Raw genomic sequence first — 26,872 nt, forward strand, 5'->3', positions numbered from 1 at the left:
ATGGTTGAAATTGACCCCGTTCAAGTGTGCGAACCTCGCGATACGGTAGCTGCATGACCAACCCCGACGAGCCGATCGGAGAGCAGGCGATGCACCGCTATCAGGATCTGTTCGAGGAAGCCCTCGGCGATGTGATGTATCTGTACGGGGACACCAGCGCTACTGACGGGCTGGGACGCTAATGGCGCCTGTACCTACCGCCCCTCCGGGCTGGACAGCGGTCAAGGTCGGCGATGAGGTCTTCTTCTGGCCGTCCAACCAGCCAGTTCCGACATCGTTGGATGGTTCGCACGGTTTGTCCGGCGCCCCCAATTTCCGGCTCCCCAGCGCGTGGGATAAGCAGCCGCCGCCGGAGTGGCATGACCTGTACGGAGCGGCGAACCGGGGCAAGGACACCAACCCGTTCGAGGTGTTGGCCACGACTCCGCCGCCGGTTCCTCCCGCAGCACCTGCTGCCCCTGTGCCGCCCGGTGCCCCTCCGGAAGCGCCGCCGTTCGTGCGGACCGGAGTGCAGGAATCCGGTGAAGTCGCCAAGGCGATCAAGGAAGTCAACGAGAAGGCCGACAAGGCACAGACGCAACTGGCCAGTGCCGATGCCGGTTTCATGAAGGCGATCTTGGGTGCGCACACACGCACCCAAGAGGGCAAGGCTGAGCTTTCCAAAATTCAGAAGGAATGGATCGATCTGTCTTCGAAGGTTGATACAACTTCGCCGGCCGGGGCCAAACAGATGTTCCACATGATGGATAACCGGATGGCCGACATCAACCGGATCCTGAGTTCCAACGTTCTGGACAACGCATCCAGTGCGGGCATCATCGCGGCCAAGAAGGCCCTGTACGAGAAGATCGAACCTGACGGCGCCGCGGGCGCGGATCAGACCAATCAGCCCGGCGGCAATCAGAACACCGGCGGCGGCCAGGCTGGCGGGGATACCGGTGGAGGCGGCCAAGGCGGTACCCAGAACACCGGCGGTCAGACTGGCGGCGATACCGGTGGGGGACAAGGCGAGCCGGTTCCGGCTCCGCCGAACCTGGGCGCCATGGGCGGGGCCGACCCGTTGGGCGGCATGATGAATGCTGCCGGGCAACTCCCCGGTGCCCTCGGTGGTGCCCTCGGGGCTCCGTTGAGCAGCCTGGGTGGTCTCGGTAGCGCGCTGGGCTCGGCGCTGGGTCCAGCGTTCGCCCAGCAGGCCGAGGGCCCCGATCCGTACCGTGACGATTCATCCGAGCGACACGAGCACGACGAACCGGACGATCCAGAGCCGAAGAAGGACGAACCGCAACCGAAGAAGGACGAGCCCGCCGCGCCGCCACAGGCGCCCGCCGAACCTCCCGCACAACCGGTGGCAGCCGCACCGCCGCCACCATCTGATGTGGTGACCGATAGCGACGGCAAGACCACCAAGGCCGCGACCACAGGTCTTGCCGACGCACTGCGAAATGTGCGCAACGGCATGGACATTCCCACCGGCTACCACGAAGCCGGGTACACGGTGCCGCCGGTTACCGCGACGATCCCGCCGGAGCAGAACGTGGCGCCCGCGAAACTCATGGGCGGCGACTTGGCCAACACCGGTACCCGTTGGGTGACGGTGTGGGACAAGAACACCCTGGTTATGGACGGACAGCTCCGACCCATCAGCGATCTGCCCAATAATGGCGAGATCAAGGGCTATTGGCGGCCGCCGGAGACTTCCGGCACCACAATCGCCACCGCGCAGCACGCGGCCCCGCCACCGGCACCGGCACCGGGCCAGACTTCGACCACGACACCGGGCAAGTAGAAGGAGATCCACGATCATGTCACAGATCCGCATTGACAGCGATGTCCTTCGGCAACGCGCTCAGGGGTGGCGCCAGTGGGCCGAAGACCTGGAGGGCTACCCAGCGAACTACAACGAGGTACACGACAACGTCTACCGGCAGGGAGCCATCATGGCGCCGGTCGCGAATGCCGCTTCCGAGGTATTCGCTGAGCAGACAACGACTTACAACCGGTGTGGGGAGCACCGCCGCCAAATCGCGGCAGCCGCTGATGCGGCCGCTATCCGCCTTGACGCGGCCGAGGAGGCGCACCGTAAGGAACAACAGGGGGTGGCAGATGGGTAATCAGCAGGTATTCAGGGTGGTGAGCCCAGACAATCTGCTTGCGTCAACAGTGGATGCGGACGGCTACACCATGAACGTCCAAATAACCGAAAACGCAATGAAATTGGGGGCCGAGAAACTGCAGCAACGACTCACCCTCGTCAATAGGGTGGCGTATCTGAGGTCGCAAGCCACCAAACGGGACCAGATGCGTGAGGCCGGGATCAAGGACATCGACCCCGACATTCCGACCTGGGACGACGTCACCGAAGCGGTGGCACTGCTGAAAGCAGCATCGATACCACCAAATACCGAATAATCCTGGCAATTAGGGGGATTCACACACATGGCGGTCAACCGCGCCTCGGCGCCACAGTCGAGCGGCCACCTGTTCTTTCTGCGCAGACTAGGTGCTGCGCAACTGACAGGTGATGCCTCCCTTGAGGAGGATCCACACCGCGAGCAGATGATAGCTTTCGCGACCTCTGTTGTGATCGGCGTGGTGTTCATTGTCATCATGGGTATCGCCTCGGTGGTTAAACCTGTTGGTTCTGTGGGGAACTCGCTGATTCTGAGGGACCTCGATACGGGCTCGCTTTTCGTAAGAGTCGGCGACACCCTCTATCCGGTGCTGAACCTGACCAGTGCGCGGCTCATCGCCGGCAAGCCCGATAACCCTGAGCCGGTGAAATCATCGGCACTGTCCAAGTTCGGGACCGGGCCATTGGTCGGGATTCCGGGCGCTCCGGTGTGGCCGATCACCTCACCGCGCCAGGATCGCTCACGGTGGGCGGTCTGCGACAGTCTGGCAGATAACCCGTTGGCTGCCCCTAAGGTGACGGCGTTGGCAGGTGCTCTGTCTCCGGAAGACCGTTCGCACGTGCTGCCCGAAGGGCACGCTGTCTTGATGCGTTATGCGGGAAGCACATACGCAGTCTGGGGGTCGGTGCGATCGCCGATCGATACCTCTGACCGGGCCACGGCTCTGGCGGTGGGAGTGGACGTATCGACGGCCAAACCACGTGCCATGTCGCGGGCGCTGCTCAACGCCATTCCCGCCACGCCGCCGCTGCGGATCCCGGTGATCCCGAATGCTGGCGCACCCAGCCCGTGGCCCATCGCACCAGGGGTCGTGGTCGGATCGATCCTGCAAGTCGAAGATCCCTCGGGCGGAACCGAATTCTTCGCTCTGACAGATCAAGGGGTCCAGAAGGTGACACCGTTGGTGGCGTCCTTGATCCGAGGGTCGAATGCATTCGGCGCCGCTACAGCGATCAAGGTGTCCACCGACCTGCTCAAGGGCGTGCCCACTGCGCATGTCCTGGACGTCGACTACTACCCGCAGAACCGGCTGAGCTTCATAGACCCCATGACCAACGGAGTGACCTGCCTGGCGTGGGAGAAGGCCGCCGGAGAAAAGCGGTCGACCACAAACATCCTGGTCGGGCGCACGCTGCCACTGACCGATGAGCAACAGAAGTTCATCGCGCCGTTGACACGTGATGACCGACGGGGGATCACCGCTGATCAGGTGTGGGTAGCTCAGGACGCTGCCGCGCTGTTCCGGGTGACCGGCATGGATCCGGCGGCGGCCACCAAGGAAAGCATCTGGTGGCTAGCCCCCAACGGTGTGCGCTATGGGATCCCGCTCAATGACCCCGCAGTCGATGCCCTCGGTATCGATATCAGCGCCGCAAGCCAAGCGCCGTGGCCCCTCGTGCAGGTGTACGCAGAGGGTCCGCTGCTGAATCGGACCAATGCCGAAGTCAAGCAAGACACCCTCGCACCCGGCAAGGCTCCAGTTCCTCTCATCCCGCCGACCCAGGCAGGCGTTGCGCCTGTGGCCAGCCGCTAACTCACGGCGCGAAAGGACAAACCTCCATGCCGACAAAGCTTTTCGAACGGCCAGCAGATATTGGGGCGCCCAGCCTTTCAGGCGACAAGCGGACGTTGCCAGCACCGCCGACGGTGCAGCCCACGCGGTTCCGAACCTATCTGTCCGTCATCTTGCCGGTGGGCCTGGTGGTCGGCATCATCGGCACCATCGTGATGCTCTTTCTGGTTGGGGCCCGAACATTTACCGGCGTAGGACTGATCTTCCCGTTGATGATGATGATGTCGTTCGGCGGCATGATGGCAAGCCGGTTCGGTGGCGGTGCGGGGAAGAAGACCCGCACCGAACAAGAAGGGGAGCGCACCGACTACGGAAAGAGCCTTGACGAGTTCCGCAACGCAGCAGATGCTGTGGGGGAGCGCCAATTCGAGCGCGTGTTGTTCTTCAACCCGAACCCGTTGGATTTGGTGCCGATCGTCGCCGGCGGTGCCGCCCGAATGTGGTGCCACCGGCCGCTGTCCTACCAGTTCGGCAAATGCCGTGTGGGCCTGGGTTTGTCGCAGTCGGCGCTGGAACTCAAGACACCGAAGTTGCCCGACCGCACCAAACGCGATCCCATGCCTAATGCCATGCTGCGGGACTTCTTCCTCGAAAAGCCCTACGTGCGCGACATTCCCATGCCGCTGGCATTGCGCAGCGACCCTGGGTTCGCGTTTTTCGGCGACATGCCCACCATTCACGGGCTCGTGCGGGCGATGCTGTGCCACCTGGCCACATTCCACGGCCCTGACGACATCGGCATCGCCGTGGTCACCGCGACCCCCTCGAAATGGGAATGGCTCAAGTGGATGCCCCACAGTTGCGACCCTGATACCCACGACGGCGCGGGCCCTGCCCGCCTGGTGTTCACCAGCGCCAAGGATTTCGACAGAGTCTTCGATCTGAACAACAACCGCGGCGCGTTCGTCCCCGTCAAAGAGCCCGAGGGCGGCCAGCACGTTGCCATCAAACCCTCCACGATGCGCCACCTGATCGTGGTCGACGACGACACCGGAGCCATCGAAGACTGGCAGGAGTTGACCCGCGCCAGAAGCGGTGTGGAAGCGACCACATTCCTGCGGCTGGCTGCCCGCAAGTCAGATGGCTGTGGATGGACGCCGGAGACCACCTTCCAGGTCACATCCGACGGCCGTATCTGCGATATCGCGGTGGGGGAACCGTTCTACTACGCCCACGCCGACTACATGTCGATCGAAGAGGCCGACGAATTCGCCCGCGCGATGGCCACATGGGATGTCACCAAGAGCGCCTCCAGCGTCACTGAAGTCATGCAGCAGGAGGGCGGACTGCTCGAAGAACTCCGAATCGCCGACGCCCGCTACCTAGAGCCCCATCGCATCCACGCGGCGCGTAAGTCGCCAGATAGCAAGCTACGCGGGACATTTCCGCTGGGCCGATTCAAAGACGGTTCGACGTTCGTGATGAATGTCAACTCAACCTCGGCGATCCCGCGCGGTATGGGTAACCACGGATTGCTCCTGGGCGCCACAGGGTCCGGAAAATCGTGGACTCTTCTGACATTCATCATCTCCCAGGCGGCAACACACTCCGCAGAAGTGCTACAGCACGTTGTTCTTGACTGGAAGGGCCGTTCGTTCGGGCGTCGCGTGGCCGACCTGCCCGGCACTCTCATGGTGCTGTCAAACCTCGGCAAAGACTCCGAATACGTCGAGCGCCTGGAGGATGTGCTCACCGGCGAGCTCGATCGCCGGCAGGAGATCTTGGATAGGGTGGCCGAGGAGACGGGCCGACCAGAGCTGGCCGAAGTTGAGGATTACGAACGGGCCCGTATCGAGGAGGGCCATGACGACTGGGAGCCGCTGCCGTGGATTCAGATCGTTGTGGACGAGTTCACCGAGCTGTTCGAGATGTACGCCCAGATCGTGCCTGTGTTCGTCCGGATCGGGCGCCTCGGGCGTTCACTGAGGGTCAACATGCTGCTGGCCTCGCAGCGGATGGAAGAGTCCAAGCTGCGTGGGATGGAAGCACATTTCGGGTGGCGTATCGCGCTGCGAGCATTCAGTGATGCTGAATCCCGCTCATTCATTGGCGATGTGCGGGCAGCCAAGATCCCCGAAGATGGCGGCGGCGGTCGCGGGTTCCTCAAGATCGGCGAGGGCGAGCCGCAGGAAATCCAGGTTTACGATGTCGGTTCTCTGTACCGACCGGCACGGCAAGAAGTGCAAGCCGAAGTAGCTCAACAGACCGAGAATTATTTTGAACCACAACTATTTTCCCTAGATGCAGTCCCCATGCCGAAACGGAAGCTGGCCGTGATCGAGCCTGCCGACGCCGCACCCGAAGTCGACGACGAGGAAGAAGTCGGAGTGGATGTGGCGATCGGTGCCCTGGTAGATGTCATGGTGGCGGCCCTCAAACCTCATCGGCCGAAAAAACGCCACGAAATGTGGCTAGAGGATCTTCGCGCGCCGAGACTGTTGGAGGACGTACACCAGAAGCATTTCGGACGCCCTTGGCAGCAAGGCTTTTCGGAGCGCCCAGATCCTTCAATGACCGTTCCCGTGGGCATCGTGGACAAGCCTCGACAGCACGCGCAGGAGGTGCTGGCCTACGACCTCTCTGCAGTGAATATCGGTATCGTGGGCGAGCCCGGCTCGGGTCGCACCACGACGGCGATGACTTTCCTGACCAGCCTGGCCATGCGGTACACACCCCAACAGGTGCAGTTCATCGGAGTTCGTCTGGGTGGCCCTGGACTTTCAGCACTCGATAGGCTGCCGCATTCGGCCGGCATCTACGGTGCCGACGACCCAGAAGGCCTCACCCGCGCGATCTCCGAGATCGTGAACCTGGTAGACAGCCGAGAGCAGTCCTTCCCTCAATACGGGATCGAAGACGTTAAGGAATGGCGCCGCAGGCGATTCGGGCTCGCCAACGGGCCTGTTCCCCCAGACGGCTTCGGGGAAGTCTGGCTCGGGGTGGACAACTGGCAGGAATTCGCCCTCAAATTTGAACGGTCCTATGAGGCGATCAAGTCCATCATGGGCAAGTGCAGCAATTATGGGGTGCACGTGCTGTGGACGGCGTCGTCCCTTATCGGCGGCGGTATGCAAAAGAGCGTCACCGACAACACCAAGCTCACCCTGGAGCTGCGGATCGGCGATGAGTCGATGAGCGACGTCAGCCGCCAAGAGGCCAAGAAGGTCCCCGACGACATTCCTGGGCGCGGTCTGACCAAGGAGGGCAAGAAAGTCCTGCACATGATGTACGGGTTCCCTGGTCGGCGCAGAACCGCAGAAGGCGACCTGGAAGTCTCAGCCTTGGTTGATCAGATCGTTGCGATCGCAGGGACTGACAAGCATGCGCGTGTTCGCCGGCTGCCCCAAAGCGTGTCGCTCCAGCAGGTTCGAGAGATGCCTTCCACGCCAGATGATCACAAGCATTCGATCCGCTTTGGTATCACCGACACCGACCTGGGGCCTGCTCGTTTGGACTTCACCAAGGCCAGCACCTTCATGGCTGTTGGCGCCCCAGAATCAGGGCGCTCCAACCTGGTTCGCGGTATCGCGCACGGAATCATGGACAATTACACCTCCGACGAGGCGATCATCCACATGGTGGATATCAAACGCAATCAGCTGGGTGTGGTCACCGAAGAATCCGGATACCTGGGCCACTACTGCTTCACACAGGACCAAGTGCAGGTCCTCGCGTTCGAACTCGCCGAAGAACTCAAAGCACGCCAACCCGAGCAGAAATCGAACCAGAAGATGCTCATGGCGGGCGCGCAGTTCACCGGCAAGAGGATCTTTGTACTGGTCGACGACTACAACGCCTTGAGCGCCTCTGGCATGGCATTGGACCCGTTGGCTGAATTCATCGAGCTGGCAGGCTTTGTGGGCCTGCATCTGATCATCGGTGGACAGACCCGTGACTTCTATCGCTGGTCCAATACAACCGACCTGATGCGCAAGGTGATGGGCAGCCAGACGCAAGGAGTGATCCTCAACGCCTCCAAGCATGACGGCCCACTGATCGGTGACGTGATCGGTGAACCGCAACGCGAAGGTCGCGGGCTGTTCGTACAACCGGGCGGCAAGGTCTCCGCGACGATGGTGGCGTGGACCGAACCACCCACTGCCGCCGGTTAAACGAACGGGCCGCTGGCCGTCATCGGGGCGGCCAGCGGTTGCTATCCGGCAGTGATGACGTTATAGAGTCTGGCAGCCTGCGCCTGGTACTTGCCGTAGGCGTCAGGAAATGCCGAACGCTGAACAGCCTGTGCGGCCGCGGCCATGTTCATACGCTCCCATCCAGATACCTTGAGCAACTCACGATAGAACTTGTTAGCCGAGGTCGTGGGATTCATCAAATCAGCTGTAGCACCCCAGCTTTGGCGTTGTTGAAACGGGCCGACCGAATCATGGTCATGACCTACCCCGTCGTTTGGGATGGCCAAAGAGTTGGGAACAGCCGTGTTCGCAAGGGATCTGAGTCCGGACTCTGTCAGCGCGGTCATGAGCGCGATTTGAATTGCCTGACGGCTGAGCCCAAGGCGTAGGCCCTCGTTGATGATCGCCCGCGCGACGTTCATCTGTCGCTCATTCAGCTTTTCGAAAACAGCAGGGCCACCAGCATGTGTGAGCGGTGACCCTGTCTGGGCGGAGCCATTTTGTTGGCTCCCTACGGCTTTGGTGATGCCGGAGAGGTTGGGGAAGGAGAACCCGCCTCCGCCGCCACCCATAGACGCCGGAGCGCCGCCGCCAGCACCCATACCCGCACCGGCCGGAGCCATCGCCGCGGCCGCACCCGGCCCGCCACGCATCAACTGCGCCAACATCACCGCCCGCTGATCAGAAGCCTTAATCAAATTCCGGGCAGTACCCGTGCGGTTATCCAACTCACGCAACATCTGCCGATCCCCCGCAGGACTACCCGTATACGGAGCAATAGCAGCCGTATTGTCCGCTGCGGCTTGATTATTGGAATCCATCGACGCACTGCCATCAGCGACCACCTGCCCCGAAGCATCCAAATGCACCGCCGTAGAACGATCCTTGGCCGCCGCAGCAGCCACCGCACGCGCATTGGCCACCGAATGATCCCGCCACGCCTGCGCACTGACACCGGTAAAACCCAACGCCGCAGGATCATCAGCAGCCATCTTCTGCGCCAACTGCTCAACAATCACACCCTGATCAGCCAACCCACCAGCACCCCGAGGCAGCGGCCGACCATACAAATCAGTCCCATCACGCAACGCCTCGGCCGCCATATCCACATACACCTGCAAGCCCGACGACATACCCCCAAGTATCAGACCCAACCCCGCAAAACTCACCAATCAACAGGGGCCGAATTGGGGTTTGTTGCGATCCGGATACCACGGGCGTAGTTTTCTACTAAGAGGACCCCCGTGTGTCCGGGATTGGCAAAGCCTTAGGGAGGGCAATCATGCTTCTGACTAACACACCGACCATTCTTGCCGGAGCGGCAGCAGAGTCCGCTGGCGCCGAAACCATGATCGCCACCTCGGCGGCCACGGCAGCAAACACGCTCTTGGTGCCGCCGATGGGTGCGGGGGATGAGGCCTTCGCGTTGTCGACCGCGTTGGGCGCTAACGCGGGGGTGACTCACGCCATCCTCGGCGAGATCGCCGCGTCGCGTATTGCACGCGCGGTGTCGATGGCAACGGGCGGCCTGATCATCGAAGAGCAGGATCTGGTCAACTCGGTGAACGGTGCGCTTGGCTAATGCTGGGGGGTGACGCGGCTGTCCTGCCACCAGGGCAGAACCACATGCTGATGGTCGGCGCTCCTGGTACAGGGGCGGCGGGTGTAGTTGCGTGGGGCGCGTTGATGCAGGCCATTGCCGATGGCTGTGCCGCCGAGGCGGCTGCGAAGGGGGCCACCACCGCGACGACTGCCGCCGAGTGGGTCGGCGTCAGCGGCACGGCTATGGCCACCTCTGCGGTACCGGAAATCGCTGACCTGGCCATCATGGCGGCGCACTGCCTGAAAAACTCGCTGCTGGCCGACACGCTCGTGCAGGTCTACACCACAGCGTTGGGCAATATGATCCCCGAGCCAGTCTGCGATGGAAACCGCATGACATGGGGTGCTTTGGCGGGGACCAACGTATTCGGCCAGAATTTTCCGGCCATGGGCTTTCTCGATGAGCAGTTCTTCTTGAATTTCTGGCCGCTGAACTCTGGCCTGCGAGCCGGATATGGGACTGCCGTCGATGGTGCGGTGAGCGCATTGGCGGTTCCCCCGGTCGTGACGGCTATGCCTGCGAATCCGGGGATACAGGCCGCTGGTGCGGCGGCGATGCAGGGCGAGCAGGCCGCTCAAACCGGGGTGACCGCGTCTATGCGTGCCTCTGCGGAGGCGGCAAGCCCGATGAACAGCGGTGTCATGGGCCAGATGATGCAGATTCTGACTATGGCCCCGTCGATGGCGGGTCAGCTCGCCGGCATGCTGCCGCAGCTTCTGCAGACACTGGTCCAACCCTTGATGTCGCTTCCCCAACAAGCTATGAGCTTGTTCGCCCCCGCTCTATCGAGTCTGGGACAGGGCATGTCCAATCTGGGCGGGGCCAGCTCCGCCCTGGCGGCCAGTTCACCTTTGAGCAGTGTCGGGGGCGCTGGAGGAGGCCTGTCAGCGGCGATCGGCGCCACCCGGCCAGTCGGCGGGATCGGCACAGTCGGCGGCGGGCTCGGGGTTCCTGCAGGCTGGTCCCCGGCAGCGACGACAAAGACCGCGAGCCGGGGGGCTCCAGCTTCAGCGGGTACCGGGGTCGGTGGCGCACCGATGTACGGGCCCATGGGTGCAGCACGCAGAGGGGAGGAATCGGGCGAATCACACACCACAACTGCAGGTCGGCTGGGCATTCGGCTGGCCAAACAACCGCCCGTAGTTACCGCGGGCGCCGGGGAAAACTGACCCCCTTCAAACCCGGAAAACCGGGTTTAGACTCCAAACCAGGGTGACCATCAACGGTCACTGACAGCAACGAAAGGAACGGTCAGCATGACGTTGATTATGGATCCCGAGCAGGTGACCGGCGTGACTGAACAGATCGACAATCACCGCCAAGAGATCTACAACCTGATGAACAAGTACAAGGCGAGCAACAACGCCACTTCTGACTTCTGGAAGGGCAAGTCGCAGGTGCAGAACGTCACCACCGCCACCGACATCACGATGAAGCAGGCCAAGATCGACTCGGTTGCACAGGGCATCGTGCACCAGCTGCGCAACACCGTGTCCGGATGGACGGCCGAGGACGACCGCCATGCCAACTCCCAGGCCGGAGTTGCTGGCTAAGCGCCAGCATCGCCCGCGACTTGTTCTTTCAAGAAAGGAAGCAAACCAATGGCATTGATCTCAATGGACCACGAAGCAATGGATGGTCACGCCCGGGGCACTGACGCCATCGGCGCCGCGATCGAAGAGCACATGAATGCGATCGTGAAACTGGTCGGTTCGCTCGACGGGACGTTCGAGTCGCGTGATGCGGCACCAAAGTTCCGTGAAATCCAGGCCCAGACCAACCAGATGCAGATCTCGATCCGCGAGACGGTCGGAAACCATGCACAGGTCACCCGTGGCGGTAACCAGGGCATGCAGGACGCTGACGCGGTATCCGGATCCGGCTTCACCGGGATCTGAACCGCTACGTTCGTCGAAATGCGGTGGGCCAGACATTGTTCTGGTCCACCGCATTTCGCTTACAGAGGGAAATTTGAGGGGATATGAAAGCATTCACGCTTCCGCAATTGTGGGCAACGCAGGCCCTGACACGCTGCGAATCGCTGCCGTACACGCTGCGGATACCGCCCTGGCTGCCCAAATCAGGTGTCCCGACAACGGCAGACCCGGTCTGGTATGAACTGCTCGCGGGGGAGGTAATCAACGAATCTGGGCACGTCAAGGACGAATACGTCGAGCAGCTTCGGGTGCTGTCCAACCCCGATATCGAGGTGTCTGTCTCCGTCACTCGCTGGCACGATGATGACACCCTGCGCGAAATGGTGGCCTCCCTTGTGCGCCAAGGCTCTACCTGGGTCGGTGCCACCACCCATGGATGGGCAGCCAAGCCCAACGAGACCCAGCCCGCACTGGCTGGCATGAACGGCTCCCGGCCCGAACCGGCCGAGCCCAGCGCCCCCGCAGAACTCCCGCCGGAAGTGGTGCTGTCGACCTTGGGCGATATGGGTCGCGACACGGCATTAAGCACTCTGACCGACGTAATCCTGGGCCTGGCCGGCGAGCTGGAAGCAGCGGAGATAGATCCTGTACACGGCCGCCGCGATGAACTGCTGGCCGCGGTGGGCAGCTCCTTGAGCGGTGCCGGGTTGGCTGACCTATTCGGCATGGGGATGTCACCTCAGCAGGCAGAAGTCATTGCCGCGGCCGGTAACCCGATGGCCCCGATGGTTACCGTCGGCGTGGTCGAATATCCCCAGCAAACTTGTGGGCACACCGTACTGTGTCTGATTGACACCGAGTACGGCCGCGTAATGTGCACCACGGAGTTCCTCGGTGGCAATTGGTCCGACAAGGTGGAAACCTGGCTGACCATCGCGCCTCCGGATCGTGCCCGGCTCAGCGCCGAACTCGCCACGCTTCTTGAGCGCAGTTCCGCCGGGGCCCAGTGGGACCACCGCAGCGCAATGTAAATCGAACGCACCCCCTCTGTACTGGCCAAATCGGTTTGTACACACGGGGTTAGGGCTTTGTAGACAACGGCCAGAAGGGGTGTTTGTATGGAAAGTATGACGAGCCCGAGTAACGAGCCGCCGCGTCATTCCCGGGAATTCGATCCGGGGTACGGGGGCGACGAACACAACCCATCGACCGGACCGATCCCAGCGGCTGAGCCGAACAGCTCGCCGTCGGGCTCTGCAGGTGAAACTCACGTGCTGCCAGCGCTGACCGACGGCACTACCGAACTCTCTGGAAATCCCAGGGATCTGCAGCCGCTGGAGCGTGAAGCGCTCGGGGCATCCAGCGGTGAGCTCGGCGGGCCCACCGAGCAGAAGGAGCAGGGTGGGCAGCAGCTGGCGCCCGCCGCGCCGGCCGATGCGGCACAAGAACCGGTGTGGCCGACGGCTCGACTCGGCGAGAATTTCGAGTCATTCGGCGGCGAAGCGCCAGAGAGCAGTGGTCCTCCCAGCAGCACGACCCCGCCAACACCCGTTCCGCCATATCAGGACTCCGCCGTGCAGGCGGGATCTGCTGGGCCGCAGGGGGAATCATTGTGGCGGACCGCTGCTGACCATGGCCAGCTGCACCCCCGCACCCAACCTCCGTCAAATCGCCCGCAGGCTGCGCCTCAGTACCCAACACAATCGGCGGCGGCACCCGTTTCGGGTGGGCCGGCGGGATCTAGTGTGCCGCTGGGGCCTGGTGTGCCGATACCGCAGGGCGGGGGCCAGAATTCGCGGACAGGGCCCTCCTTTGGCGCGCCACCGCTGAACGCACCGGGCCACTATTCACAGCCCAGTGCCCCCGGCACCCCGTACGGCAGCTGGGGGCAGAGCGTGCAGCCTCCTCAACAACAGCCGAGGGTGGCGCCAGATCTCTACGCGCCGAGCACACATCCTGCGCCAGCTGCCGGGGTCGGACCGATCCAGCCGCCATGGCCAGTACAGACCGCACACCCACAGCCGCAGAGCCTCGCGCCCGGGGCCCGCGCGGCCGCTGCGTCGGCGCAGCGGCGCGCTTCGGTCGTGGAGAGCCTGGGCACCTTGGACAGTGCGCCGGGCCGGGTGCGCATGTCGGAGGCTCAGTGGGGCGAGGAACTAGCCCGCGTAAAGCGGCCCGCACCGGAAACAGGGTGGCGCGCAGCGGTATACAAAGGCTCGTTCCACTTGATCAATCCTGGCCGATCCAGGAAGGAAAAGGACTTAGCGGACTGGGTCTCGACCATCCAAAGCCCTCTTCGGGGCCGGTATCGGATCGCGGTCATCAGCACCCGCGGCGGCCTCGGGAAAACCACGGCGGCCGTAGGCACAGCGAGCGGCTTCGCCAAGCACAGGCTTGAGGACCGCACGATCGTCGTGGACGCCGACCCTGGGTATGGGTCACTGGCCGATCGGATAGATCCGACAGCCAGCGGGAGCCTGCTGACCGTCTTGGACTCGGGTAATCGGGGCATGCTCGGCAGCGACGATCAGATCCGGGCACATGTGGGCGCGAACAGCCTGGGCCTGATGGTTCTGGCGGGAGATTCACGGCTGACCAATCGCCCCCAGCTCACACCCGAGATCTACCACCAGGCGATGCCGCACGTCGAGAAGTTCTACCGCGTGATCTTCGTCGATTGCGGCCCGGCGATCGACCATCCGGTGATGCCCGAGATCTTGGCCAACGTCGATGCGCTGATTGTGGTCAGCTCCACCAAGGCTGACGGCGCCAAGGGTGCGGGAGTGACTCTGGACTGGTTGAGCGAGAACAACTATCACGACTTGCTCAAGCGGACAGTGGTCGTGATCAACGATCTGAAAGGTAACTCGGCCAAGAAGATCCGCAACAAGCTCCAGGAGAAATTCGGCGACGTGGTGGACGACGTCTTCGTGGTGCCTTTCGATAAGCATCTAGATGAGGCCACAGTGATCGACCTCGACGGCGGGCTCAAATCCAAAACCCGCCGCAAGTTCGTGGAGATCGCCGCCGCGATTGCCAACAACTTCGCCAGCACAACCGATCTGAGCCATGACTGAGACCGCGACGCCGCCCGAAGAGGCGGACATCCCGGATCAGCAGACCGAGACCCCGGTGGCCACGCTGGAGCAGATGCCGCCGCTGTGGCGAGGGGCGATCCTTGTCGGAGAGCGTCCCCAGCGCGATGTGGTGTTCCCGGCGGCGATTCCCATCCGGGCGGGGATGCAGGCACTTATTAAGTTGCTGAACAAGGACGCCGCGCGGCTCGGGCACGCCCCGATGGCGGTGAGCACAGCCTACGAGCTGCAGCAGGTCGACGGGACTACGTTGGATCCGTCGCGGTCCATGCTCGAGCTGGGCCTGGCAGATGGTGTGCCGCTGGTTCTCAAACCTGGTGTGGCCAAGGAGAGCTACCGGCCGATCACCGAAGACCGTTCGGCGAACCTGGCCAAACAGGTCGAGGCCGAAACTGCCGAGATCAAGCCTGAGGAGGCTCTGGTCTATGGCGGTATCGGGGCAGGTGTACTCGTGGCCGGGGCGTGTGCGCTGTTGGTTCGCGCCCACCTGATCGCCCCGCAGTGGTGGCCCGCGTGGGTTATCTGCGTTGCCCTCGCTGCGGCAATGCTGGGTACGGGGTGGGGCATCGGCCGAAACGGCAAGCAACACCAGCTTTCTGACGCATTGGTCTTGGGTGCGCTGATCCCGGCTGCCGCAGCGGCGGCGACAGCTTTGCCCGGCGAGCTGGGGGCTGCGCACGCGTGGCTGGCGTGGCTGCTGGTGGCCGCGATCCTGGTAGTGCTGCGTGTCTCGACGGACCGCTGGTGGTGGCTCTCGACATTTGTGCTCACCTTGGGGGTGTCCCTGGGAGTGGGTGCAGGTGTGCGCTGGCTGTTCGGCGTCTCCGGGCCGACCATTTGCGCATGTCTGATGTGGGTGGTGTTGCCTCTGGTGCTGTTCGCGCCGGGGTTGGCGAACCGTTTCGCGGGGCTGCGTCCTCCGGACCTGGAATTGCCTACAGGCGCAGGAGTCTGGGAACGCAACCCCGATGAGCCCGATGACACCGTTTCGCCGGTGGTTCCTGCGACACCGAATGATCAGCCGTATCCCGATGTGGTGTCACCAGAGGATCTGCGCCGCAGGAACCGGCATTCGATGGCAGCGCACCGGGCGATTATCGCGGCCCTGATGGTGCAGTTGGCGATCACCACGTGGGGCGCGATTCACGCTGGCGCGCCGCGATTGTGGATGATTGAACTCGTCGCAGCTCTGGGCTTGGTGTCGATGCTCGGGCGAGCCTGGATAACCCGCGACTCGAAGATCGTCGCAGCGCTGATCGCCGGGGTATTGGTCAGCGGGACCGTCATTGTGGCCAAACTTGCCATCTCGGATGCCCAGACTGTGTCCGGCACTATCACCGGTCTTGGACTGCTGGCCGTTGCGCTCGTGGGGCTCGCGGTACTTACCGCGTTGGTGGGCCTTCCAGGGCAGCTGTCACCACCGACGCGGCGGGCGTTGCAATACGTCTATCTGCTGGCCATGGCTCTGGGATTTCCCTTCCTGCTCTGGGGTATTGGACTGCTGACGGCGGTGAGGTCGCGATGAAGCGGATAGCAGCTGCGGCCGGAGTCGCCGCCTTGCTGGCCATGACGGTCGCGACCCCTCCTGTGTGGGCGGTAGAGCAACCCAAGGCCGATCCTGCGGCCCTGCCTCCTGACGGCCCGCCAGAGCCACCCGAGGAGATGGAACTCAAACAGAAATGCCGCGAGGCACTGACCATTGCTCAGCCTGATGTGACGCAACCTGCGCCCGCGACGGCGATGCTGAATCTTCCTGAAGCGTGGAAGTTTTCGACCGGCGCGGGCGTGCGGGTCGCGATCATCGACACCGGGGTGACGCGCAGCCCTCGTTTGAAGAACCTGGTGGGCGGCGGCGACTATGTGATGGGCAAGTATGGCGATGGGCTTGAGGACTGCCAGGTGCACGGAACCATCGTCGCCTCGCTGATAGCAGCGCAACCTGCGGGCACCCCGCCGCCTCCACGCCGCCCTGAAAACGCGCCACCGCCACCCCCTATCAACGGGGTCAATGCGATTCCGTCCCCGCCACCAACGACTTTGGCCCCGCCGAGCCCGACAACGGTGACCGTCACAGCACCGCCACCTCCTCCGCCACCACCCCCGCCGCCTGAGGGTGATGATGCAGTCGCACCCGCGGCCGGCCACGACCCGATCACAGGCAATGAGCCTGGGCCTGGCGACGACACTAAAGTCGTGCCGCCGCCGCCTCCGGGGGCACCGGACGGTCTGGTGGGTGTGGCACCAGACGCCGAACTCGTATCGGTGCGCCAGTCTTCGCAGACACACGGCCCAAAGTCCTATAACGCAAATGACAAGGACCACAAGGCAGGTGATGTCGGCACCCTGGCTCTCGCTGTTCGCCATGTCGCGGAGATGCCCGGGATGCAGCACGGCGTGATGAACATATCGGTGGTCAACTGCATCAACGCGGCCACACCTGTCGATCAGGCAGCGCTGGGGTCCGCGCTGCGCTACGCCGCCGAGGAAAAAGATATCGTCATCGTCGCGGCGGCTGGAAACACAGGCGGTGACTGCCCCGCCAACCCGCTGTATGACCCGCTGCACCCCGATGACCCACGCAACTGGGCAGGGGCGCAGACCATCGTGGCTCCGGCGTGGTGGCAGCCGTACGTACTCACGGTCGGCGCCGTGGAGCCCAACGGCGAACCGGCCGCATTCTCAATGCCCGGCCCGTGGGTGCAGATCGCCGCACCCGGTAACCAGATCATCGGTCTTGGCCCCGAGGGCACGGTCGTGAACGCGAACCCCAATGTGGAACCGAGCAAGCCACCGGTACGGATTTATGGGTCCAGCTTCGCCGCGCCGATCGTCTCGGGCACAGCAGCGCTCGTGCGGGCGGCCATGCCGAATCTGACTGCACCGCAGGTTATTCACCGCCTGGTGGCCAGTGCCCACGCACCGGCCGGTGGGGTAGACAACCGGGTCGGGTACGGCATCGTGGATCCGGTGGCCGCCCTGACCAAGTCGATTCCCGATGGCCCGGTGAAGTTCGAGGAGCACCTCGTCGAGAAGCTGGTTGCGCCTTCGCCTCCACCAGGGCGCGATATGCGCTCCGGGCATGTGGCGAGTGTGGCCGCTATCGCAGTGATCAGTGTCGCGGCCGTGATGATCGCTGTAGCCCGCCGGAGGCGCACATGAGTTCCCTTGTTGGATTTGATGTCCGGGCCATGCTCGCCAGCGAAGCGGTAGCAGCAGCGGTGGGCGCGGCGATCCTGTGGGCAGGTGCGCCATGGCAAGCGGCCGCAGCGACCGCGGCTGTGCTGCTGTTGGCAGGGACCGTGACCGTCAAACGGCACTCAGCGGCACGGTGGTTGGCCCTGGCGTGGCGGTGGCTGTGGCATCGCAAAAAGGTCATCGGCACCGTGCTGCCTGCCCCGGTAGACACCGATTTCGACGGGTCGGTAGTAGGAGTTCGCCTGCATGCCGGGACTCTGACATCGATGATCGCGGTAGCAGGCAGCGCCCACACCCCAACATTTCTGGAGCGCACCCGCACGGCATCGACGACAAACACCGTGCCGATGAGCGTGCTGGCACCCCTGGTCGAGCAGTTCGGGTTAGCCGTGAGCATCGAGGTGGTCTCGGCGGGCCAACGCCGCGCCATGACAGGAAACTATGCGGCCCTGTACGAGAAGATCATTGGAACACGCCCAGTCGCGGCACAGCGCCGCACCTGGCTCATCCTGCGCGTAAACGTCATCGAAAGCATCGCCGGACTCAGCACCCGAAAGAGCCTGCTAGGTGCGGTGGCCGCTGCCACAGAACGCTGCGCACGCCAGCTCGACGAAGCGGGGTGCCGTGCACGCCCGTGCACAGCAGACGACATGATCGAGGCTGAGCGCTTGTTACTCGGGCCAGGTGCCGCCGACGTCGAAGATCACTGGTCGCACATTCAATCGGCCGCGGGCAACGTCGCCACCTACGTCGTTCACACCAAAGACCTTCCTGAGCGGCCAATCGAGCGGCTGTGGATCATGCACGCCAGCGCCGTCGCCCACAGCGTGCACCTCAAACCCACCGAAACCGGCCCTCAAATGGCGGTGTCCGTGCGGGTAGAGAGCGTGCAGCACAAGAACTTTGATGTACCCGCGGTATTCAGCCGGATCCCCGGCGAGCAAGCCAAAGCCTTGCGGGCTGCCCGCGCCAGCGCCGAGCGTGTGCCGCATCTGCAGTACCGGCCGGCGGTTGATCTGAACCTGCACGCGGGCCCCTCCGGGGTTCTGCTCGGCCGCACGGTCGACGAGAAGACGCCGTTCCTGCTTCCACTGACCGATCCGCTCCGCTCGACCACTGTGTCGGTGGCCGCCAATCCTGTCCTGGTACGCCAGTACGTGCTGCGCGCCGAGGGAACGGGAGAGCGGATTGCCGTCTACACGCCAAATCCTATGGCGTGGGCCAATGTTGGTCGGTCCTCGCGTATCTGGATCGCGCCATCGCCCCACACACTGCCACCAGGGCCGGTGACGATGGTGGTCGCAGATGGCGTGGCTGCACCGATTATCGCAGCGTCCACTGTGATCAACGTCGAGTCGATACTGGCAGCATCAGAGGCCCAGGAACGACAGAAGACCGCCGGAACAACCGAGCAGCATTCTGACGTATCGATCACCGAACACCAGGGCGGATTAACTGTGGGCACTCAGACGGAGGCCTGGGAAATCGAACCCGTGTACTACGCCGACGAAGCGAACTTCATCAACGAACCGACCTACGTCTAGTGGGCCGAGCGTTGAAATGGATGACACGCGAACTCAATCAGCATCCCTAAGTCCCGTTTGTAGGTTCTCATCCAACTTGTGAACTGCGACATGGGTTTTCTCACCATCCTGTGACTGCTCAATTCTCACTATCGTGTCCAAATCCTCGGCGATTTGCGTCTGAACCCGGCGCATGACCTGCACCTTTCTTGCCGGGCGACGTGCCTGTGACAAGAAGGTGAGAAATGGACAAGTTCGATGAGAACCGACACCGTTACCACACAACAGAACTCGTTACTGTCCGCCACCACTGTCCGGAATCAGCCTTCCGATAAAGGAACCTCTACCCGGAGCAGCGCGTCCGGCTCAACACCGAAGTGCTGCGCCAGGCTAAAAAGCGTGTCCAAAGTTATGTTCTTTCGGCCAGCCTCTATCTCGCTCAGGTAGGAGCGCATTATGTCCACCGCGGCGGCGGTATGCGCCTGTGTCTCGCCGGCGCCGAGGCGCAGCTCACGCAAGCGAGCACCCAGCCGTCGTAGGTCGGAAGGATCAATGGGCACGATGTCTACTATAGACGACACCACACATGTCGGTTATAGTAGACACATGGCTGATCAAGCAGTATTTGCGAGCACGCCCTCTCGCGGTATTCAGTTCGCGATTGATGGCAAGGTTCCGGACGCTCGTTACGAGGCGGTGAGCCTCGGGGCACGGTGGAACGGCTGGGAAACGCCAGTCGTGACACGGACGACTTTCGAGATGCTTCTTTGGACAGAAGATCCCGACAGAGAGTGGTACAGGCTGACATTCGATGAAACGGGCGTCGCCACCCTGCAATACCTGCAGGATCCAGACTATGAAGATCTCGCCATCGCGCCAACCACGGACGGCTACTACGACTTGGGTGAATTGGGCTGGGTGTTCTATTGCCCGGAATCCGAAGTAATTCCAACTTAGACAACCGGACTGTCAGAGCCACGAGGGAGAATCAATGACCATGAAACCCAATGCTGGATCAACGAACGGAAGTCTATTCGGCGGCCTCATCTTTGCCGCCGGTCTTGTCGCATCGTTCGTGATGTACTTTCGCATGGTAACCCCGCTGACAAATGCAGTGGCGCTACTCGTGTTCTCGTCGTTCGCAATGGGTTTCATCTGCGCCGCGTTGTTCGCACGCCGCGAGTCGCGTTGGCGATACTGGGTCGGTGCGACATGGGCGTTCGCCTCGTGGATGTTCTTGGTGCCGATCTTCCAGTGGTGGGGATTCGCGCTAGCAGCCGCGACAGGAATTGTGATCTGGCGTGCGCCACGCTGGGCTAAGTCCGTTAGGCGGCGGCGAGCACTGGATGCGGCCGACAAGCTCCTTCGCGTCCACCGCCCAAGCGATGACCAGACCTGGTCGTTGGACGACTGGGACTGGGCCTTGAGGGAGATCGGCACGACGGAGGCGCTTGAACAGGCAACCATCCACGAGAAGCTGCGCAACGGCCGCCCATGGCGGCGGCTGCGAATAGTCCGGTGAAGATTAAGTGGTAAGCGACAGAGGGAGGTTGGAAGACGATGCAGGAGTACATGAGTTTGGCGATTCCGCTGATGGCAGTGGCCGGACTTGGTGTGGCGTTCGCGCTGGGCCTAACGATGTACCGGAATAGCCGTCATAAGGAAAAAGAGAAAAAAGAGAACCGTCTGGATTAGGTACGCCAATGGGGGGCAAAACTGACTGAAAACAACCGGTTGTAGCGGGGCGCTAGAAACGATAGAGTTAGCGATATGAACGACTGGGAGCGTCTCGCCTACGAAGTACGTACGCGAAGGATGGCGCTAAAGATGACGCAGCATGATGTTGCGGCAGCCGGCGGTCCATCGGCTGCGAAGATTCGAGAGATCGAGAATCTGCGTTCCACAGTTCTCTCAACGAGTAAACGTCGAGATCTGGAACGTGCATTGCAGTGGGTGATAGGAAGTGTCGATGTTGCACTCGAAGGCGGCACTCCGAAGGTTCTAGGCGTGGAAGCAGGCGAGGGCCAGCGATCGGGTGTCGCCACGCCCCTCAGGGTTGCAGCCGAGGTCCAGACTGTAATTAAAGGTCTACACGAAGGGCTGCCGACTGTCTCATCAGCGCGGCTGCATCTACTGGATGCACTAGTTTCAGTCGAGCGTGCCATCCGCGAACTTGACTGTGCCGCAGACCATTCAGACAAAGCCAGTAGTCCAGATTAGGCAAGAACTGACAAACTAGCGAAAGGTGCGCTCCCAGTGCCGGAACCGTATGACCCGCTGTTCGCCGACCGAGTCGGTAGATACCTAGACGATCGTCGACTCGCATGTGGCTACAGCAGTCTCAAGACACTCGGCGAAGCAGCTGATGTCGACCCGAAGACGGTGGGTTGGCTGATCAATGGGAGACCCGAAAACGTCAGTGGGTCGCGGTTTTCCGCGCGCGTACTCCACTCGGTCGAGAAAGTCTTGAAGCTCCCTCAAGGCAGTATCGAGGACGGCCTACAGACTGGGGATCTCGACGCCTTTGACCGAAAGCCCAGCCGCGCAAAGCCGATCCCTCTGCCGATAGCGGAACCTGACCGGCTAGCGGCGATATCGAGGGATCTGCACAACATCCTCTGGCGGCTTCCAGTCGGAGAGAAGAGCCGTGTGCATTTGGCCGCTGCGATCAGCGGAATAGAGCAGGCAATTCACGATTACCCAGCGGGCAGTGATAGCGATCAAGCCGACTCGGATGCAAGTCCGGTATAGGTACGTCGAGTCGACAGGACAAGAGAGGTTGGAAGAGTGGACGATTCAATAACGGGGGTGTCAGCGGTGTCGACTCGGTCGTGGACGAAATATAGTGCGTTGAAACGGCTTGAGCGTGATGCTGCGATGACTGGGGCATTTCTTGTGGCGCACGGTCTGAGGGCAAAGCCAGGTCGTAAGGGAGCGGAATTGCAGGCAGCCGAGGACTATTGGCAGTGGGTGCAGGTCGATGGCCGGGCCGAGCTTGAAGCTATTCACGGTGCAGCCGTGGACAATTTTGTGCGTATGTGGCGTTTACGCGCGGTCGCGTCCGATGTGAGGGCTCTGAGCGCGTGGACGGAGCTGCGCCTGTTGATGGCCTTTGGCTGCCTTGTGGTGGCGCTCTTGAGCGCCGTTGCGCACAGCTTCCCGACTGTGGGATTGGTGTCGGCGATTTTCGTTGGGTTGGTCGTGTCGTTGCACTGGCGTCGACGATCGATCCTCATTGTTGGTCCTGACGCTCCTCCCCAGCTTCCGCCCCTACTTGCAGGTGACACCCCGTTGCGAGGTCGCGGGCAAGACCTTGTGTTTCGTCTGGCCACTGGCCGAGATATCTAGTCCGTATTTGGTACGACCATGGGAGACAAGATGACTGACCTATCAGATCGTGAACTGATTGAGACTGAGGCTGCGGCCGATCTATGGCAGCGTCAGGCGTTCGCCGATACGGTTTTCCTTGCATCGCAGCATGGGATGCCGCTATCGCCGGATAGTGATCTCGGGTTGCATCACCTGATGCAGATGCGTATTCGTGCGCAGAACATGGCGGGAAGCAAGCTAGGGCGCTGGCTCGGGTGGGCACAGTGCGCCGTCGTAGCCGCGGGAGTCGGGCTGACCCTTGACGATATGAAGGCGATCAATCAGCGGTGCATCACCGACCGAGCGGGTGGAGGCGCGAACAAATGAACGTTGTGACCAACGGTGCCGCCGATGTCTCGACTGTTGAGAGCGACGCCCGCAAGAAGGTTCTGATCGCAGAGATCGCGGAGGCGTTACGTGATATGGACCGTCATCAACACGGTCACATTGAGGCGCAGAAGCGCGTCGTCCGGCTACGGGCCGAGTACGACGACATTGCAGCCGCAGAACGACAGATGGCGCGAGAAGCGCTCCGGTAGAGGTAGATCAGAAGGGATGCAACGTGATTGCCAGTATTGCGAACACCGAAGCACGGAATCGAGTCGGCAAGGCGCTACAGGTGTACTTCCGAAATTCGATAAGGACTTCACCGGACGGCTGTGAGTGGATCGAAACCGGGACACAATCGGTTCATCTGGGTGAGCTGGCGCTACGTCTGGTCGAAGCGTCCGGGCCGCCCCCGGAGTCGGACACGCTCATGGCGCAACTAGAGGAAATCGGAAAAGTTCGTTAGAGGTACCCAATAGCCGACCAGGATAAGGAGATTCAGAAGATGGAAGCAACAACCGAGCTTGTGAACGAAGGCCTTGAGATTGCCACTCGACCGGACGGGCCGTTTGAGTGGGGTGAATACGTCGAACGCTTCGATGGCAGGGATGGCGACGATCCTGACGATGACTCCCTATGGACGCCATTGATCTATGGCGGCAAGAGCGAGGACGAAGCCAGGGCAGCGGTAGAGCGTCCTGAGACCTTCCCATTTCGGCATCACCGCGTGATTCGACGGGCGGTTTCTGCGTGGGAAGTCCAGTAGGAGGTACGACCAAGGGAGACAGGGAGATACAGATGTCGACGTTCAGGCTTGCCTCGAAGGTTAAGACGGTTTACGGCATCGAGTTGCCGTGGGAGGAGCGCGAGAGTTATGACGTTCCCGCGTACCCTGACACCTGTCCGAGGCACCGGCCGGTGCCTGAAGAACTGGAATACGTCAACCCACAATGCACATGTCATCCGCGCACCAAGGGCGACCTGATTGACCAAGGGGCCGTGTTCGGCCCCTTGGCGACCCTGGAGTCGGTGTGCGAGCGAACCTCCGACGACTACTGGTCGGCAGTAATGCCACCCAACGTTGGGCGCCGGGAAGGTCTTGCTCTGGAGCAGGCCGGGCTAGCGAAACGGGAGACGCGGGGCGGGTACCACGGGACCGACGCGGGGCGGCAAGCGCTTAACGATCTGTGGCACCAGTACCCAGACGAGTCCGAATAACGTAAAGACCAACGGAGATAGAGGGATTCAGATGGGTTTTGAAGAGGACTCAGACTCGATGAAGGTGGTAGTCGGTCGGCGCGCACATGAACTCATTGTCAATGAGATTCCATCGCTGACTGTGGTCAAGCGAACCATCACGGGCCGTTACCACTACGGCCAAGTGCCGAAAGTAATCGTGGACCTGATTATTGAACACATTCGTGAGGCCGTCGAATCCCAAACCCACGCTCCACGCTCACTCAGAGACGACCTACTCGTCTTGTCTATGAACCGGCATCCTGAGCGGTTCCGGCCGCTGTGATTCCGAAGAATGCGCCATAGATTTCCAGTGTTTCTAGCCATGCTTAGTCAATCTACAGTGCATATAGTGGCAGACTAGGATATATTTATGACTGTGGTTGGCAAATACACCGGATTTACCGACGAACAGCGCGACAAGATAGCCGCGCAAGTGACTGCCGCGCGTGTAGAGCGCGGATGGGGGAAGGAAGAAGCTGCGCGCCGCGCCGACATCAGTTCAATCACCTGGAAACGAGTGGAAGATGGCTTCGCCGTTCACGAGACGAAGTTGCGCGCGATCGAAACTGCCCTGGAATGGCCAGAAGGCACGATGAGCGCGACCGCCCAAGGGAACGCTACTCCCACACCGAATTCAGGAGGTGGAGTTCACATTGTTGGCCAGGTCGCGAGAAATGGCGTAGAAGAGGAGTTTGCGGCGATGGAACGCGTTGCGGCGGCTCTTGACGCGCTCGCTCATGCGCCGGAAGCTCAAGCGAGAGTCGCGCGCTGGGCGCTCGACCGATACGGAACTGATGCGCCGCCGGTCGCACTCCAGAAGGCTGTCCCGATGAAGGTACGGGAGACGAGGGCGCATGACTGACAGTGAAACGCTTGGGCGAGAAGGACGTTCGCTCCGGTCTGCATCGACTCTGGGGGCGGAGTGCGCGAATCTACCGGCGGCACTGGCGCAGTTTGTGGAGTTGCCTGCGCCCACGGGGCCGTTGGCTGTGAAGCTGATAGACGAAACGCTCAACATAGTCGGCGCGTTGGTGCCGCTTGGGGTGATCAGGACCGCGAATGATCTTGTCGATATGACCGTGGATTTTGGGCACGAGACCATTCCACCGATACCGGCACAGATACGCACCGCTCAAGCACAGATCAGCGAGCACATCGCGCGCCTGCCGCCGAACGAATTGCATTGTGTTTCCGCCGAACTCGGCGTGCAGCCATACGCGATTGAATGTGGCGTGCGCGTCACTGTGCGGCGCGAGCATGACCTGATGAGCCAACAGGCTGATGCACTACTTGCCTCGATCGATTTCGACCAGATGGGCCTTCCGTTCATCGATGACGACGTTCAGGCGGATGATGACGCGGCATACGAGTCCATCGTGGAAGCAACTTTGAACCAGCTGCATACCGATATTCCAAATGACTGGGACCGCACGACTGTCGAGTCGCTGCGCTGCGCGGTTGCGTTGCACCTGGCGAAGATCGGAGACGGATTCCTGCGGACCAGCGAGGACGCCGTGGTGCCATTGGCCGCCCCCATCCTGGCATTTAGCGGAGCGGCCGTCAGCGAGTTCGATGAGATGACGGTGTGGCGGGGCGATGTCGAGATGACCGACAGCGAAGACGGCTCCGATGTCGTCTGTGGCTACGTGGAGTTTCTGATCCTCAAGGTAGGTACTGAATCGGTACCAGAAATGCTCGATTCGTGGTCGCAATCCGCCGTCACGTTCGCAGGACTGTTCGACGGCAACGAGGTCGCAGCGGAAGTAAGCGCACAGTTCGACGGCGAGCTATTCAACCGGGTTGTCATCATCACGCACGTGTTTGTTGCCGAGCCCGTACGAGGCCACAACCTTGGGGCGTGGGCAGTTTCGGAAGTAGCAGAGCGCATGGCGAGCCCGAGCGACACATTGGTCCTGCTGTACCCGTTTTGGATCGTTGACCGAAGCGGCGACTTTGAAGAGTTGGCGGCAGTAGAGGCATTAACCAAATACTGGAGACGCTGCGGACTGGTGCCCATTGACGTGCACCCACAATTCTTAGGACAGTCGACCTCCTACAACGACCTACCACAAGCGCGATCGGCACTAGCTGAGATACGCGACCTGCGGCTCGCCATACCTGCCGATCAGGTGAACGAACGGCCATCGAGCCCACAACGAACTCTGATCCCAGATGACGAAAATTAGTCCGCTGAAGGTACGAGCAAGGAGAACAGAAGATGAGCACCATTGAAATCCAAGAGCATTCGGTGCGCGGTTCAGTAACTGACAGGCTGAATGCAGTCGTAGACGGGCACCTAATCGCGTGGGCAGATCGTGACCAGCCGCTAGCTGGTTGGACCGTCTATCGAGTAGTCGGTGGCGTAACGCACAGTGTGCCGATTGACCGCCGAGCGGATGTGGAGACGTTTCTACACATGATCGTCGACTTTCAAGGTCGATACGCAACCACACTCCCGCCGACAAGTGTCCGGTAGACCTACCCAGGAAGGAAGGGAAGAATATGCCCCACATTAAGGCCACGGCTG

At 61.8% G+C, this 26,872-nt stretch carries 29 protein-coding genes; 27 read left to right on the forward strand and 2 right to left on the reverse strand.

The window, feature by feature from the left end:
• Positions 1-53 precede the first annotated feature (53 nt).
• From B4383_RS27265 to eccCa, 6 genes are read left to right on the forward strand one after another with little or no spacing between them, the layout of a single operon-like run.
• Positions 54-182: a hypothetical protein gene (locus B4383_RS27265; RefSeq protein ID WP_286150777.1), complete on the forward strand. Its 129-nt coding sequence runs from the start codon at positions 54-56 to the stop codon at positions 180-182.
• Positions 182-1,786 (forward strand): DUF4226 domain-containing protein, encoded by a 1,605-nt coding sequence (locus B4383_RS21900; RefSeq protein WP_078294647.1) that lies wholly within the window; start codon positions 182-184, stop codon positions 1,784-1,786. The genes B4383_RS27265 and B4383_RS21900 overlap by 1 nt, the downstream gene beginning before the upstream one ends.
• Before the next feature lie 16 nt (positions 1,787-1,802).
• Positions 1,803-2,111, forward strand: coding sequence for a type VII secretion target (locus B4383_RS21905; protein ID WP_176138441.1), 309 nt, complete (start codon positions 1,803-1,805; stop codon positions 2,109-2,111).
• Positions 2,104-2,409, forward strand: coding sequence for a DUF2694 family protein (locus tag B4383_RS21910; RefSeq protein ID WP_078294649.1), 306 nt, complete (start codon positions 2,104-2,106; stop codon positions 2,407-2,409). Before B4383_RS21905 ends, B4383_RS21910 begins: the two co-directional genes overlap by 8 nt.
• A gap of 27 nt (positions 2,410-2,436) precedes the next feature.
• Entirely contained in the window at positions 2,437-3,945 is a 1,509-nt protein-coding gene (eccB, locus tag B4383_RS21915; protein WP_078294650.1) for a type VII secretion protein EccB, read from the forward strand.
• A gap of 26 nt (positions 3,946-3,971) precedes the next feature.
• Positions 3,972-8,096, forward strand: coding sequence for a type VII secretion protein EccCa (gene eccCa / locus B4383_RS21920; protein ID WP_078294651.1), 4,125 nt, complete (start codon positions 3,972-3,974; stop codon positions 8,094-8,096).
• Between the two features lie 41 nt (positions 8,097-8,137).
• On the opposite strand, the gene B4383_RS26455 is transcribed toward eccCa, so the two are convergent.
• Positions 8,138-9,250: a hypothetical protein gene (locus B4383_RS26455; RefSeq protein WP_139360970.1), complete on the reverse strand. Its 1,113-nt coding sequence runs from the start codon at positions 9,248-9,250 to the stop codon at positions 8,138-8,140.
• A 149-nt stretch (positions 9,251-9,399) separates the two neighbouring features.
• Between B4383_RS26455 and B4383_RS21930 the strand changes: the two genes are divergently transcribed.
• The 9 genes from B4383_RS21930 (at position 9,400) to eccE (ending at position 19,431) form a co-directional block, all read left to right on the forward strand.
• The gene (locus tag B4383_RS21930) at positions 9,400-9,699 is read left to right on the forward strand and encodes a hypothetical protein (RefSeq protein WP_078293335.1); all 300 of its coding nucleotides are present in this window, start codon (positions 9,400-9,402) and stop codon (positions 9,697-9,699) included.
• The gene (locus B4383_RS21935; RefSeq protein WP_078293337.1) at positions 9,699-10,889 is read left to right on the forward strand and encodes a PPE domain-containing protein; all 1,191 of its coding nucleotides are present in this window, start codon (positions 9,699-9,701) and stop codon (positions 10,887-10,889) included. The genes B4383_RS21930 and B4383_RS21935 overlap by 1 nt, the downstream gene beginning before the upstream one ends.
• An 87-nt stretch (positions 10,890-10,976) precedes the next feature.
• Complete coding sequence (locus tag B4383_RS21940) at positions 10,977-11,273, forward strand: hypothetical protein (RefSeq protein ID WP_139360971.1); 297 nt, start codon at positions 10,977-10,979, stop codon at positions 11,271-11,273.
• 48 nt (positions 11,274-11,321) lie between these two features.
• Positions 11,322-11,618, forward strand: coding sequence for a WXG100 family type VII secretion target (locus tag B4383_RS21945; protein WP_139360972.1), 297 nt, complete (start codon positions 11,322-11,324; stop codon positions 11,616-11,618).
• 83 nt (positions 11,619-11,701) lie between these two features.
• Entirely contained in the window at positions 11,702-12,628 is a 927-nt protein-coding gene (locus B4383_RS21950) for an ESX secretion-associated protein EspG (protein WP_078293344.1), read from the forward strand.
• Positions 12,629-12,724: 96 nt separating this feature from the next.
• Positions 12,725-14,674, forward strand: coding sequence for an AAA family ATPase (locus tag B4383_RS21955; RefSeq protein WP_176138418.1), 1,950 nt, complete (start codon positions 12,725-12,727; stop codon positions 14,672-14,674).
• Positions 14,667-16,217 carry a type VII secretion integral membrane protein EccD gene (eccD, locus tag B4383_RS21960; RefSeq protein WP_078293348.1) on the forward strand — a complete coding sequence of 517 codons (1,551 nt, stop codon included), beginning with the start codon at positions 14,667-14,669 and terminating at the stop codon, positions 16,215-16,217. The genes B4383_RS21955 and eccD overlap by 8 nt, the downstream gene beginning before the upstream one ends.
• Entirely contained in the window at positions 16,214-17,851 is a 1,638-nt protein-coding gene (locus B4383_RS21965; protein ID WP_078293352.1) for a S8 family serine peptidase, read from the forward strand. The genes eccD and B4383_RS21965 overlap by 4 nt, the downstream gene beginning before the upstream one ends.
• Positions 17,848-19,431 (forward strand): type VII secretion protein EccE, encoded by a 1,584-nt coding sequence (gene eccE / locus B4383_RS21970; protein WP_078293355.1) that lies wholly within the window; start codon positions 17,848-17,850, stop codon positions 19,429-19,431. The genes B4383_RS21965 and eccE overlap by 4 nt, the downstream gene beginning before the upstream one ends.
• Before the next feature lie 299 nt (positions 19,432-19,730).
• Here the strand turns inward: eccE and B4383_RS21975 are convergent, their stop codons facing one another.
• A complete protein-coding gene (locus tag B4383_RS21975; protein WP_078293578.1) occupies positions 19,731-19,970 on the reverse strand; it encodes a helix-turn-helix transcriptional regulator in 240 nt (79 codons plus the stop codon).
• A gap of 46 nt (positions 19,971-20,016) precedes the next feature.
• Here B4383_RS21975 and B4383_RS21980 point away from each other — a divergent pair, with 46 nt between their 5' ends.
• The 12 genes from B4383_RS21980 (at position 20,017) to B4383_RS22030 (ending at position 26,531) form a co-directional block, all read left to right on the forward strand.
• Positions 20,017-20,367, forward strand: coding sequence for a hypothetical protein (locus tag B4383_RS21980; RefSeq protein WP_078293357.1), 351 nt, complete (start codon positions 20,017-20,019; stop codon positions 20,365-20,367).
• A 34-nt stretch (positions 20,368-20,401) separates the two neighbouring features.
• Positions 20,402-20,932 carry a hypothetical protein gene (locus tag B4383_RS21985; RefSeq protein ID WP_078293359.1) on the forward strand — a complete coding sequence of 177 codons (531 nt, stop codon included), beginning with the start codon at positions 20,402-20,404 and terminating at the stop codon, positions 20,930-20,932.
• Between the two features lie 38 nt (positions 20,933-20,970).
• The gene (locus B4383_RS27270; protein WP_286150716.1) at positions 20,971-21,105 is read left to right on the forward strand and encodes a hypothetical protein; all 135 of its coding nucleotides are present in this window, start codon (positions 20,971-20,973) and stop codon (positions 21,103-21,105) included.
• Between the two features lie 75 nt (positions 21,106-21,180).
• Entirely contained in the window at positions 21,181-21,630 is a 450-nt protein-coding gene (locus tag B4383_RS26460) for a helix-turn-helix domain-containing protein (RefSeq protein ID WP_139360973.1), read from the forward strand.
• A 657-nt stretch (positions 21,631-22,287) separates the two neighbouring features.
• Positions 22,288-22,758 (forward strand): hypothetical protein, encoded by a 471-nt coding sequence (locus B4383_RS21995; protein WP_286150717.1) that lies wholly within the window; start codon positions 22,288-22,290, stop codon positions 22,756-22,758.
• A gap of 30 nt (positions 22,759-22,788) precedes the next feature.
• Positions 22,789-23,106, forward strand: a complete 318-nt coding sequence (locus B4383_RS22000; protein WP_078293583.1) for a hypothetical protein — start codon at positions 22,789-22,791, stop codon at positions 23,104-23,106.
• Positions 23,103-23,318 (forward strand): hypothetical protein, encoded by a 216-nt coding sequence (locus tag B4383_RS22005; RefSeq protein ID WP_078293364.1) that lies wholly within the window; start codon positions 23,103-23,105, stop codon positions 23,316-23,318. The genes B4383_RS22000 and B4383_RS22005 overlap by 4 nt, the downstream gene beginning before the upstream one ends.
• Positions 23,319-23,611: 293 nt before the next feature.
• The gene (locus B4383_RS22010; protein WP_078293366.1) at positions 23,612-23,872 is read left to right on the forward strand and encodes a hypothetical protein; all 261 of its coding nucleotides are present in this window, start codon (positions 23,612-23,614) and stop codon (positions 23,870-23,872) included.
• 32 nt (positions 23,873-23,904) lie between these two features.
• Entirely contained in the window at positions 23,905-24,324 is a 420-nt protein-coding gene (locus B4383_RS22015) for a hypothetical protein (RefSeq protein WP_078293368.1), read from the forward strand.
• A gap of 31 nt (positions 24,325-24,355) precedes the next feature.
• Positions 24,356-24,628, forward strand: a complete 273-nt coding sequence (locus B4383_RS22020; protein ID WP_078293371.1) for a hypothetical protein — start codon at positions 24,356-24,358, stop codon at positions 24,626-24,628.
• A gap of 87 nt (positions 24,629-24,715) precedes the next feature.
• Positions 24,716-25,207: a helix-turn-helix domain-containing protein gene (locus B4383_RS22025; protein WP_078293373.1), complete on the forward strand. Its 492-nt coding sequence runs from the start codon at positions 24,716-24,718 to the stop codon at positions 25,205-25,207.
• Complete coding sequence (locus B4383_RS22030) at positions 25,200-26,531, forward strand: hypothetical protein (RefSeq protein ID WP_139360974.1); 1,332 nt, start codon at positions 25,200-25,202, stop codon at positions 26,529-26,531. The genes B4383_RS22025 and B4383_RS22030 overlap by 8 nt, the downstream gene beginning before the upstream one ends.
• Positions 26,532-26,872 lie beyond the last annotated feature (341 nt).

This window comes from Mycobacterium sp. D16R24 (assembly GCF_002013385.1).
Classification (GTDB): domain Bacteria; phylum Actinomycetota; class Actinomycetes; order Mycobacteriales; family Mycobacteriaceae; genus Mycobacterium.